Genomic DNA, 11,212 nt, shown 5'->3' with positions numbered 1-11,212 from the left:
GGTGCGGCCGGGTCGGCGGCGGGTGCGGCCGGGTCGGCGGCGGGCGGCGCGGCGGCGGCATCCGTGAACTGCATCTCGGCGGGCGGAATGGGCAGGCGCATCACGATCGCATCCACGTTGTCTGGTTGGTAGTAGCCCCGGCGAACGCCGAGGTCTTCGAAGCCGAGCGAGCGGTACAGGTGCTGGGCGCCGGGGTTGTCGGCGCGCACCTCGAGGAAGGTCTCGCGGGCTCCGCGCTTGCGGGCCTCGGTGATCAGGCTGAGCATGAGCACCCGGCCGAGCCCGCGGCCGCGGGCCTCTTCGGCCACGGCGATGGTCTGGATGTCGCTCTCCGGCGAGCGCAACGCCGCCTGCAGTCCGGCGTAAGCGACGATGTGCTCCGGCGAGTCCGGCGGGAAGGCGACCAGGTAGTAGCAGCCCGGGTCGGCGACATCCCGGGCCATCATCTCGGTGGACCAGGCGTCGTTTTCGAAGATGTGCGTCTCCAGGGCCATGATCGCCTCGACGTCGGCGGGCTGGGCGCGGCGCAGCTGCCAGGTCATCAGCTCACCCGCTTGGGACCGTTTTTGGACACCGTCACGTCGGGTGAGCGCAGGTAGAGCGCCTCGTCGGCGGCAAACGGTCGGCCGGCCGCGAAGGCGAGTTCGGCGACCATCCCGAGGTCGCCGGCCGAGATGGTGGCGGCGTCGAGGCGGGGCAGGCCGGCGTGAACGAAGTCGGCCTCGAGCAGCTCGGCCGGTTTGGCCAGGGCCGGGGCGCCGAGACGCACCGGGAGGTGCTCGGCATCCGCCCCGCTGTACGCGGACCAGTAGACCTCGCGGCGCCGGGCGTCGGTGACCACGAGCAGCGGGCCGGTGTGGCCGGTGCGGTAGTGGCCGTAGGCGATGGCGTCGTGGCTGACCACGGGAACGAGAGGGCGCCCGATGCCCAGCGCGAAGACCCGGGCGGCGGCGATGCCGACGCGGAGGCCGGTGAACGGTCCGGGGCCCATGCCGCCGACGACGCCGGAGAGCGCCGAGACGGGGATGGCGGCCTCGGTGAGGCACTCCTGGATGAGGCGGCCGACCACCTCGGCGTGCCGCATGGTGTCGGGGACGCCGCGTTCGGCGATCACGCCGTGGGTCAGGTCGACGACGGCGACGCTGGTGCCGGCGGAGGTATCGATGGCGAGAAGCACCCGTCCAGCCTATGCGGCCCGGGCGCCTCCGCCCGCCGGGTGCCTCGCCGGCTCGTTCACGGGCAACTGTTGCCGAATCGGACATTTGCGTCCGGCACACCGGGACCATTTGTCCGCACGGGCAACAGTTGGGCGCGGCAGACGCGGGGCGGGTGGGCGTCAGGCGCGCTTGGTGCGGAGGGCTTTCACCGTGAGCTGCCCGGCGGCGAGAATCAGCAGCACGGCGAACAGGATGCTCGACAGGCGCGGCGGGATCAGCACGGCCAGGGCCACCCCGGGCACCGCCGCGACGGTGGCAGCGGCGCCGACCACGAGGCCGGCGGGCAGATCGACGAGCCCGGCGCGCAGGTTGGCGATGGTGCCGACGAGGCTCGTGGGCACCAACACCAGCAACGAGGTGCCCTTGGCGATGAGGTCGCTCACGCCGAACACCGCCACGAGGGCCGGCACCGCGATCACTCCCCCGCCGATGCCGAACAGACCGGATGCGATGCCCATCGTCAGCCCCAGAGCGAGGTATCCCAGCACCACGACCCAGCTCAGCTCGAGGGCGGCTCCGCGTTCCGGCTCCACGACAAGCATGCGCGCGGCCACCACGATGAGCAGCGCGATGAAGAGCCAGCGCAGCCAGAACAGCGGGATGCGCTGCAGCAGGTTGCTGCCGATCAGGGCGCCGACCACGGCGCCGGCGGCGATGATCGCGCCGGCGATCAGGTCGATGTGGCCGTTGGCCAGGTAGGTGAGCGACCCCACGATGGAGGTGGGCACGATCGCAGCCAGCGACGTGGTGGCCGCCCGGCGCTGGTCCATGCGCACCAGCGAGATGAGCAGGGGCACCATCACGATGCCGCCGCCGACACCGAACAATCCGGAGAGCAGTCCACCGATGACGCCGGTGAGCACGAGGGCGCTCCAGTACCAGGCGCCGGTCGGCCGGGCGGCGGTCATGCGTGCACCGGCTCATCCGGGCCGGCCGGGTCGCTGCGGAAGCCGAGGCCGTCCTGCCAGCGCGGTCCGTGGCCGGTCACCGTGACGGTGCGAGGTTCCGGCAGGTCCAGGGCGACGGCATCGTCGACGTCGGCGTCCGGGTCGGCCTGCGAGGCGCCGAGCGGACGCTCGATCTCCATGTCCAGCCACGATTCGGTGATCCCCTCGAGCAGGCCGCGGCCCCACTCCACCACCACGATCGAGCGGGCGAAGTCGATGTCGAGGTCGTCCAGCTCCATCGCGCTGCTCAACCTGTAGGCATCCACGTGCACCAGCGGCGGTCCGCCGATCGTGCTCGGATGCGTGCGGGCGAGCACGAAGGTGGGGCTGGTGACCGCGCCGCGCACGCGCAAGCCCTCGCCGAGGCCGCGGGTGAAGGTGGTCTTACCGGCACCGAGCGGGCCGGTGAGCACCATCAGGTCGCCGGCGCGCAGCAGCCCGGCCATTTCCAGGCCGAAGGCGTGCATGGTTTCGGGGTCGGCGATGGTGCGGCGCATCGGGCTACGACCTCGTGGTTTCGGTGCTGTCGGCGTCGGTCAGGGACCCAGATCCCACATACCGACGCGGCACCCGTGCGCCCACCCGGGTGACGATGTCGTAGTTGATGGTTCCCGCGGCTGCGCCCCACTCGGCGGCGGTGGGCACCCCGGCCGCGGCGTCGCCGAACAGCACCACCACGTCGCCGACGGCGACAGGGTCGGTGCCCACGTCTACCAGGAACTGGTCCATCGCGACGCGGCCCACCACGGGGTACTGGGTTCCGTTGATGGCCACCCTGGCGGCGTTCATGGCCTGGCGGGGTACCCCGTCGGCATAACCCAGCGGCACCAGGGCGAGGGTGGTGTCGGCGGTGGCGCGCCACAGGTAGTCATAGGAGACGCCCGCGCCGGCGGCGACCCGGCGCACGGCGGCGACCCGGCCGCGCAGAGTCATGGCCGCGGTCAGGCCGAGGTCGGCGGCATCCGCGTCGGCGAAGGGCGACTGCCCGTAAATACCGATGCCCAACCGCACCATCGAGTAGCGGGCGGCGGGCAGGCGCAGGGCGGCGGCCGTGGACGCCAGATGGGCGAGGTCGATGGTGAGTCCGGCGGCGGTGGCGGCCTCCAGCCCGCGGCCGAAGCTGGCGATGGCGGCGAGGTCGTCGTCGGGTGAGGTGTTGGCCAGGTGGCTGAACAGGCCGCGCACCCGCAGCCGGTCGACGCGCTCGAACGCGGCAGCGAGGCCCAGCACCTCGGCCCAGTCCGATTCGTCGACGCCGTTACGGTTGAGGCCGGTCTCGAGTTTGATCTGCACGGATGCGGGCCGGCCCAGTGCGTTGGCGGCCGCCGCGACCTGGCGCACCTGCACCGCCGACGACAGTCCGAGGTCGATGTCCGCGGCGATGGCGGCGGCGAAGTCGGCATCCGGACCGTGCAGCCAGGCCAGCAGCGGGGCGTCGATGCCGGCGGCGCGGAGGGCGAGGGCCTCGTCGATGTCGGCGACACCGAGCCAGTCGGCGCCGCCGGCAAGGGCGGCGCGGGCCACCGGCACGGCGCCGTGACCGTAGCCGTTGGCCTTGACCACGGCCATGGTGTGCCGGGTGCCGATCAGGCTGCGCAGGTGTTCCACGTTGGCCTGCACGGCACCGAGATCGATGACGGCCTCACGGAAGTCGGTCATGAGTTCCCCTCCAGGACCACGAACGCGCAGGCCACCCCGGCGTCGTGGGTCAGGCTCAGGTGCGCGCTCGTGATACCGCGGGCGGTGAAGGCGGCCTGCACCGCTCCGGTCAGCGCGAAGGACGGGTTGCCGTGCGGGTCGGAGACCACTTCCATCTCCTGCCAGCTGGCGCCCACACTGTCGCCGAGGGCCTTGATCAGAGCTTCCTTGGCGGCGAACCGGGCGGCCAGCGAGTGCGTCGGCAGGGTGCGCTCGGCCGGCGCGAACAGCCTCGGCACCAGCCCGGGCGTGCGGGCCACCTGCCGGTCGAAGCGTGCCAGGTCGACGATGTCGACGCCGATGCCCTTGATCATGCTCTGCTCAATCCTCGTGTGCTGTTCTCAGCGAAATGCCCAGGACCCGGTGCCATCGCGAGGCGATGACGCGGCGAGCCCTGGGCATCCGTGGCCTATTCGGCCGGCTTACTCGACCGGCCTTATTCGACCGTGACCGACTTCGCCAGGTTGCGCGGCTGGTCGACGTCGAGGCCCTTGGCGGTGGCCAGCTCGATGGCGAACATCTGCAGCGGCACCACGGCGAGCAGCGGCTCGAACAGCGGGCCGGCGAGCGGGATGTGGAACACGGTGTCGGCGAACGGCAGCACCGCGGCGTCACCCTGCTCGGCGATCGCGATGATCCGGGCGCCGCGAGCGCGGATCTCCTGGATGTTGGAGACCACCTTGGGGTGCAGGTGCGCGGACCCGCGGGGGCTCGGCACCACGACGAAGACCGGCTGGCCGGGCTCGATCAGCGCGATCGGGCCGTGCTTGAGCTCACCGGCGGCGAAGCCCTCGGCGTGGATGTAGGCGAGCTCCTTGAGCTTGAGCGCACCCTCGAGCGCGATCGGGAAGCCCACGTGGCGACCGAGGAAGAGCACGGCGCGCGAGTCGGTCATCCACACGGCGAGCTGACGCACGGCGTCTTCCTGCAACAGGGTGGTGGCGATCTTCTCCGGGATGGCCTGCAGCTCGACGACCTGCGCGGCCAGCTCCTCCAGGGACATGGTGTTGCGCACCCGGGCCAGGTGCAGCGCGAAGAGGTACAGCGCGGCGATCTGGCCGGTGAACCCCTTCGTCGACGCGACGGCGACCTCGGGTCCGGCGTGCGTGTAGATCACGGCGTCGGATTCGCGGGGAATCGTGGCGCCCTGGGTGTTGCAGATCGAGATGGCCTTGGCGCCGGCCTCGCGGGCGTACTTCACGGCCATCAGGGTGTCCATGGTCTCGCCGGACTGGCTGATCGAGATCACCAGGGTGTCCGGGGTGAGCACCGGGTCGCGGTAGCGGAACTCGTGGCTGAGTTCGACATCCACCGGCACCTGCGCCCACTTCTCGATGGCGTACTTGGCGGTCTGGCCGGCGTACGCGGCCGTGCCGCAGGCCACAATCACGATGCGGCGGATGCCGGCGAGCACGTCATCGCCGAAGGCCTCGAGCTCGGGCACCACGGCCTGGCCGTCGTGGATGCGGCCGCGCAGGGTGTTGGTGACGGCATCCGGCTGCTCGGAGATCTCCTTGGCCATGAAGCTGGACCAGCCGCCCTTTTCACTGGCGGAGGCGTCCCAGGCGATGTCGAATTCTTCGACCTCGACGGGGGCGCCGAAGAAGTCGGTGACGGTGACGAGGTCGGGGGTGATGGTCACGATCTGGTCCTGGCCGATCGCGACGGCACGACGGGTGTACTCCACGAACGCGGCGACGTCGGAGCCGAGGAAGTTCTCGCCGTCGCCCAGGCCGATCACCAGCGGCGAGTTGCGGCGGGCGCCGACCACGACGCCGGGCTGGTCCTGGTGCACGGCCAGCAGCGTGAACGCGCCGTCCAGGCGCGCGACGACGGTGCGGAACGCTTCGCCCAGGTCACCCAGGCGGCGGTATTCGCGGCCGAGCAGCACGGCGGCCACCTCGGTGTCGGTTTCGCTTTCGAAGACGTAACCCTCGGCGAGGAGTTCGTCCTTGAGTGGCGAGAAGTTCTCGATGATGCCGTTGTGGATGAGGGCGAGCTTGCCGTCGTCACCCAGGTGCGGGTGCGCGTTCTGGTCGGTCGGACCACCGTGGGTGGCCCACCGGGTGTGCCCGATTCCAGTGCGCCCGTTGTTGATCGGGTGCGCCTCGAGCTCGGCGGCGAGCACGGCGAGCTTGCCGGCGCGCTTCGCGGTGTTGAGCACTCCCGCGTCGTCGATCACCGCTATCCCCGCGGAGTCATACCCCCGGTACTCGAGTCGACGGAGACCTCCCATGAGGACCTCGACGCTTTTGTTGTCTCCGACATATCCTACGATTCCGCACATAGCCCTGATTTTAGTCGCACTATGCTTGGTCTCGATGTCCGAGCCGGTGGTGAGCCCCAGTAATAACGGTCACAGCACCCCCTTTGTGGAGCTCGACCGTGCTGTGTGGGCATCCCTCGCACCCTCGACCCGGTTGCCGTTGCGGGAAACCGAGGTCGTGCAGCTGCGCGGCCTGGGCGAACCGCTCGACATCAACGAGGTGTCGGATGTCTACCTGCCGTTGAGCCGGCTGCTCAACCTCTACGCCGCGGGAGCCCGCAAGCTGCACCGCGACACCAGCGACTTCCTCGGGGAACGCGCCCAGCGCACCCCGTTCGTGATCGGCGTGGCCGGGTCCGTCGCCGTGGGCAAGTCCACCATCGCCCGGCTGCTACGGGAGCTCCTGGCCCGCTGGGAAGACACCCCCCGGGTGGAACTGGTCACCACTGACGGGTTCCTCTTCCCCAACGCCGAACTGGCCCGTCGCGGCCTGATGGAACGCAAGGGCTTCCCGGAGTCGTACGACCGGCGCACGCTGCTGCGTTTCGTCAGCGCCATCAAGAGCGGCGCCGCCGAGGTGCGCGCCCCTTTCTACTCGCACCTGAACTACGACATCGTGCCCGATGCGCAGGTCGTCGTGCGTCAGCCCGACATCCTCATCGTCGAGGGCCTGAACGTGTTGCAGCCGCCCGCCCCGGGCCACGGGCTCGCGGTGAGCGACCTATTCGACTTCACCATCTACGTGGATGCCCGCACCTCCGACATCTCCCGGTGGTACGAGGAGCGGTTCCTGCGGCTCCAGCGCGGCGCGTTCACGAACCCCAAGTCGTTCTTCCACAGGTTCGCCTCCCTCAGCGAGGACGAGGCCCGGGCCCGCGCCCGCACCATCTGGGGCAGCATCAACGAACCCAACCTGCTGCAGAACATCCGCCCCACCCGCTCCCGCGCCACCCTGGTGCTGCGCAAGGACTCCGACCACACCGTCGACAAGGTGCTGCTCCGCAAGGTCTGAGTGTCGCGGTGGGCGGCCATGGGGCGTTGTCGCCCATGCGCTCGGCCGCCCGTAGCGTCGCGCTGATTGTGCTCGGCTGCCCGTAGCCCCGCGCCCGTCGCGCTCGGCAGCCGGCCCAACCGGCAACTGGGCCCCGTCCGGACAAATGGTCCCGGCACACCCGGCACGAAAGTCCGCATCGGCAACAGTTGTGTCCGGGAGGCCGCCGACCGCTCATTCGCGGCGGCGTCGGCGCGTGGGCGCCGCGGCGGCGACGACGTGGGCGCGGCCGCGGGGTGTCCGCGAGCCCGCGCCTCCCCCGGTTTGAGCCCGGGTTGGGCCCCGGTCGGCACGCATCCGCCCGAACTGTTGCCGCAGCGGACAGGTGCGTCCCGCGTGCCGGACGCAGAAGTCCGGATGGGCAACAGTTACGGCGCGGCTGGGATGCGGCGGGCGGCAGCGGCACGGCTACGGTGGAACGATGGACCTCGACGTGCGCACCGACCGGCTTCTACTGCGGCGCTGGCGCGAGACCGACCTCGAGCCGTTCGCCCGGCTCACGGCGGATGCGGAGGTGATGCGCTACTTCCCCGCTCCACTGAGACGTGCCGAAAGTGATGCCCTCGCCGGCCGGGCGGACGCGATGTTCGACCTGCACGGCTACGGGCTGTGGGCGCTGGAACGCCTGGACACCGGCGAGTTCATCGGCTTCACCGGCCTCGCGCCGATGCTCGAGGGCGTCCCGGGTTCCGGCGGCGTGGAGGTGGGCTGGCGGCTGGCCCGATCCGCCTGGGGTCAGGGTCTCGCGACCGAGGCGGCGACGGCCGCCCTGCAGTTCGGCTTCGAGACCCTCGTCCTGGCGGAGGTGAACTCGATCACGGCGGGCATTAACATCCGTTCGCGCAAGGTGATGGAACGGCTCGGCATGCACATCGCGGGTGAGTTCGATCACCCGCGGCTACCCGAGGACTCGCCCCTGCTCCGTCACGTGCGCTACCTGATCGCCGCTCCCGGCTAGGCCCGGAATGCGGCAGGAACTGTTGCCGCAACGGACAATTGCGGCCGGCGTGCCGGACGCAATTGTCCGGACGGGGAACAGTTGACCACGCACGGACGACCGAAGCCACGCGACCGATCCGAGCGGCGGGAGCATGGTGAGCGCCACCGGGCCTCGGCCGGGCACCGTCCAGGGCCGGCTACCTGGGCCGCGCTTCGTTCGCTTCCTGCGGCACTTTGTACTTCGTGGTACCTGTTCGAACCTTCGCCGCGGCACGCGGTAGTTCTCACGGCACGCACTAGTGTTCGCGGCACGTGTTTTATCCTGTGCCACGACACACGACCCGTGCCGCGAGACGCAAGACGGGCCACGACGGATGGCCGTGGGTGCGAAATGCGGATACCGACCGGGAGAGTCGGGACAGGCGGTACTAGCTGGGCTGCAGCGCCAGGCGGGACTGCACGACGTCGGCCAGGGCGTGCGCCAGACGGTCGGCGGTGGGCTGGTCGGCGGCTTCCACCATGACCCGCACCATGGGCTCGGTGCCGGAGGGGCGCAGGAGCACCCGGCCGGTGTCGCCGAGTTCGGTTTCCGCGTCGCGCACGGCCTGCGCGATGACCTCGTCGCCGGCGAGGGCGTGGTGGTCGACGCCGCGAACGTTCACGAGGATCTGCGGGAACACCTTCATCACGCTGGCCAGCTCGGCGAGGGTTTTTCCGGTGCGGGCCATTTCGGCCACGATGTGCAGACCGGTGAGGATGCCGTCGCCGGTGGTGGCGAACTTGGTCATGATGACGTGACCGCTCTGCTCGCCGCCGAGCGACAGCCCGTGCGCGTCGAGCTCCTCGAGCACGTACCGGTCGCCCACCTTGGACTCGATCATGTTGATGCCGTTGGCGGCCATGGCCTTCTTCAGGCCCAGGTTGCTCATGACCGTCGCCACGAGGGTGCGGTCCTTGAGCACGCCGCGTTCGGCCATCGACACGGCCAGGATCGCCATGATCTGGTCGCCGTCGACGATGTTGCCGTCGCGGTCGACGGCCAGGCAGCGGTCGGCGTCACCATCGTGGGCGATGCCCACGTCTGCGCCGTGCTCGAGCACCGCTCTGGCGAGGTTGTCCAGGTGGGTGGAGCCCACGCCGTCGTTGATGTTGAGGCCGTCGGGGTCGGCGCCGATCACGGTGACCCGGGCACCGGCATCCGTGAAGACCTGCGGGGACACGCCGGCGGCCGCGCCGTGGGCGCAGTCGAGCACCACGTGAATGCCGTCGAGCCGGTGCGGCAGGGTGCCGAGCAGGTGCACGACGTAACGGTCCTCGGCGTCGGCGAAGCGACGGATGCGTCCGACGTCACCGGCAATCGGGGTGAGGAGCTGATCGCCCGCGTCGAGCACCGCTTCGATGCGGTCTTCGACGTCATCGGGAAGTTTGGTGCCGCCGAAGTTGAAGAATTTGATGCCGTTGTCGGGCGCCGGGTTGTGCGAGGCGGAGATCATCACGCCGAAGTCTGCGCCGATGTCGGCGATGAGGAAGGCGGCGGCGGGGGTCGGGATGACGCCGGCATCCAGCACGTCTACGCCGGAGCTGGCCAAGCCTGCTGCAACGGCGGAGGTGATGAATTCACCGGAAATGCGGGGGTCGCGGGCGACCACGGCGACGGGACGACGGCCTTGGGCACGTCGTTCCTCTGCGCGGCGGCCACTGGTGAGCACAACGGCGCTCGCCTGGGCGAGGCCCAGGGCCAGGCCAGCCGTGAGATCACGGTTAGCCAGGCCCCGGACGCCGTCCGTGCCGAAAAGTCGAGCCATATGAGTGTGTACTCGACTAACGGGTTAGCGCTTCGAGAACTGCGGCGCCTTACGGGCCTTCTTGAGTCCGGCCTTCTTGCGCTCCTTGACGCGAGCGTCACGGTTGAGGAAGCCGGCCTTCTTGAGGATGGCGCGGTTGTTCTCTTCGTCGATCTGGTTCAGCGAGCGGGCGATGCCGAGGCGCAGCGCGCCAGCCTGGCCGGACGGGCCACCACCGGTGATGCGGGCGATGACGTCGTAGCTGCCGATGAGGTCGAGGACCTTGAACGGGTCGTTGATCAGCTGCTGGTGCAGCTTGTTCGGGAAGTAGTCGTCGAGCTCGCGCCCGTTGACGACAATCTTGCCGGCGCCGGGGACGATGCGCACGCGGGCGATGGCCTGCTTGCGACGACCCACGGCTGCGCCGGGAACGTTGAGGACGGCGCGGGGCGCCTTGGTTGCAACTTCAGCGGGAGTCTCGGTGGAGTAGCTCTCGGGAGTTGCGTCAATCTGGTCTGCGATCTTCGCCACGATGGTGTGAATCCTTTTTTCTTAGATATCGAGAAGTCTGGGGCCGACGCTACTGAGCGACCTGGCTGAGGGCGTACGGCTTGGGCTGCTGCGCAGCGTGCGGGTGCTCGGGGCCTGCGTAGACCTTGAGCTTCAGCAGCTGTGCACGGCCGAGCGAGTTCTTCGGCAGCATGCCGCGAATCGCCTTTTCTACCGCACGGGTGGGGTGCTTCTCGAGCATCTCCGAGTAGTTCGTGGCCGTGAGGCCGCCCGGGTAACCGGAGTGGCGGTACGCCATCTTGAGGTCGAGCTTCTTGCCGGTCAGGGCAATCTTCTCGGCGTTGATGATGATGACGAAGTCGCCACCATCCATGTGGGGGGAGAAGGTCGCCTTGTGCTTGCCGCGAAGAAGAATCGCGGCGTGGCTGGCGAGCCGACCCAGAACGATGTCGGTGGCATCAATAACGACCCAGTCGTGCTGGAGTTCGCTTGCCTTGGGGGTGTAAGTGCGCGTCACTGTTGTGCTGCTTTCTTGTTTTCGAACGGAGGTGTTCGTGAATCCCGCTCCGGGTGTGTTCTCGAAGAGAACACGATCGATGGAGGGCTCACGTTCGTGTGCCTGGCTGCAACGCCTAAGACACCAAGGAACAACACTAGTTCACGACACGCCCCGGCACAACTCGGGCCGGTAAACCGGGCGTGCTAGCTGTGCTGCCCAGGGACGTTGGTCGAGGTGTGATTCAGCTGTAGACGGGTGAGGACCTCCGGTCGAGAGTGGAGCTGTCTAGTTCTCTCACTGT

12 protein-coding genes are annotated in these 11,212 nt (G+C 69.4%); 2 read left to right on the top strand and 10 right to left on the bottom strand.

Going from position 1 to position 11,212, the window contains the following annotated elements; translation table 11 throughout:
- From rimI to glmS, 7 genes are all read right to left on the bottom strand, one after another.
- Window positions 1-542: ribosomal protein S18-alanine N-acetyltransferase (gene rimI, locus E3T19_RS01135; RefSeq protein WP_134407858.1), on the bottom strand; the 542-nt coding region annotated here is incomplete at its 3' end.
- Complete coding sequence (tsaB, locus tag E3T19_RS01130; RefSeq protein ID WP_134407857.1) at window positions 542-1,177, bottom strand: tRNA (adenosine(37)-N6)-threonylcarbamoyltransferase complex dimerization subunit type 1 TsaB; 636 nt, start codon at window positions 1,175-1,177, stop codon at window positions 542-544. The genes rimI and tsaB, both read right to left, overlap by 1 nt.
- Window positions 1,178-1,336: 159 nt before the next feature.
- Complete coding sequence (locus E3T19_RS01125) at window positions 1,337-2,125, bottom strand: sulfite exporter TauE/SafE family protein (RefSeq protein WP_088457145.1); 789 nt, start codon at window positions 2,123-2,125, stop codon at window positions 1,337-1,339.
- The gene (gene tsaE / locus E3T19_RS01120; protein ID WP_088457146.1) at window positions 2,122-2,661 is read right to left on the bottom strand and encodes a tRNA (adenosine(37)-N6)-threonylcarbamoyltransferase complex ATPase subunit type 1 TsaE; all 540 of its coding nucleotides are present in this window, start codon (window positions 2,659-2,661) and stop codon (window positions 2,122-2,124) included. The genes E3T19_RS01125 and tsaE overlap by 4 nt, the downstream gene beginning before the upstream one ends.
- 4 nt (window positions 2,662-2,665) lie before the next feature.
- Window positions 2,666-3,823, bottom strand: coding sequence for an alanine racemase (gene alr, locus E3T19_RS01115; RefSeq protein ID WP_088457147.1), 1,158 nt, complete (start codon window positions 3,821-3,823; stop codon window positions 2,666-2,668).
- Window positions 3,820-4,176: a holo-ACP synthase gene (locus E3T19_RS01110; RefSeq protein ID WP_088457148.1), complete on the bottom strand. Its 357-nt coding sequence runs from the start codon at window positions 4,174-4,176 to the stop codon at window positions 3,820-3,822. Before E3T19_RS01110 ends, alr begins: the two co-directional genes overlap by 4 nt.
- 122 nt (window positions 4,177-4,298) lie before the next feature.
- Entirely contained in the window at window positions 4,299-6,149 is a 1,851-nt protein-coding gene (gene glmS, locus E3T19_RS01105) for a glutamine--fructose-6-phosphate transaminase (isomerizing) (RefSeq protein WP_088457149.1), read from the bottom strand.
- A 34-nt stretch (window positions 6,150-6,183) separates the two neighbouring features.
- Between glmS and coaA the strand changes: the two genes are divergently transcribed.
- Window positions 6,184-7,140, top strand: a complete 957-nt coding sequence (coaA, locus tag E3T19_RS01100) for a type I pantothenate kinase (protein ID WP_088457150.1) — start codon at window positions 6,184-6,186, stop codon at window positions 7,138-7,140.
- Window positions 7,141-7,600: 460 nt separating this feature from the next.
- Window positions 7,601-8,137, top strand: coding sequence for a GNAT family N-acetyltransferase (locus E3T19_RS01095; RefSeq protein WP_134407856.1), 537 nt, complete (start codon window positions 7,601-7,603; stop codon window positions 8,135-8,137).
- A 409-nt stretch (window positions 8,138-8,546) separates the two neighbouring features.
- Here the strand turns inward: E3T19_RS01095 and glmM are convergent, their stop codons facing one another.
- The 3 genes from glmM to rplM are packed head-to-tail and all read right to left on the bottom strand — an operon-like array spanning window position 8,547 to window position 10,929.
- Window positions 8,547-9,923 (bottom strand): phosphoglucosamine mutase, encoded by a 1,377-nt coding sequence (gene glmM, locus E3T19_RS01090; RefSeq protein WP_088457152.1) that lies wholly within the window; start codon window positions 9,921-9,923, stop codon window positions 8,547-8,549.
- A 24-nt stretch (window positions 9,924-9,947) separates the two neighbouring features.
- The gene (rpsI, locus tag E3T19_RS01085; protein WP_088457153.1) at window positions 9,948-10,433 is read right to left on the bottom strand and encodes a 30S ribosomal protein S9; all 486 of its coding nucleotides are present in this window, start codon (window positions 10,431-10,433) and stop codon (window positions 9,948-9,950) included.
- Window positions 10,434-10,482: 49 nt separating this feature from the next.
- A complete protein-coding gene (rplM, locus tag E3T19_RS01080; RefSeq protein ID WP_134407855.1) occupies window positions 10,483-10,929 on the bottom strand; it encodes a 50S ribosomal protein L13 in 447 nt (148 codons plus the stop codon).
- Window positions 10,930-11,212 lie beyond the last annotated feature (283 nt).

This window comes from Cryobacterium sp. TMT4-31 (assembly GCF_004403385.1).
GTDB classification, from domain to species: domain Bacteria; phylum Actinomycetota; class Actinomycetes; order Actinomycetales; family Microbacteriaceae; genus Cryobacterium; species Cryobacterium zongtaii.
This window is presented reverse-complemented; position numbering and strand designations above follow the sequence as displayed.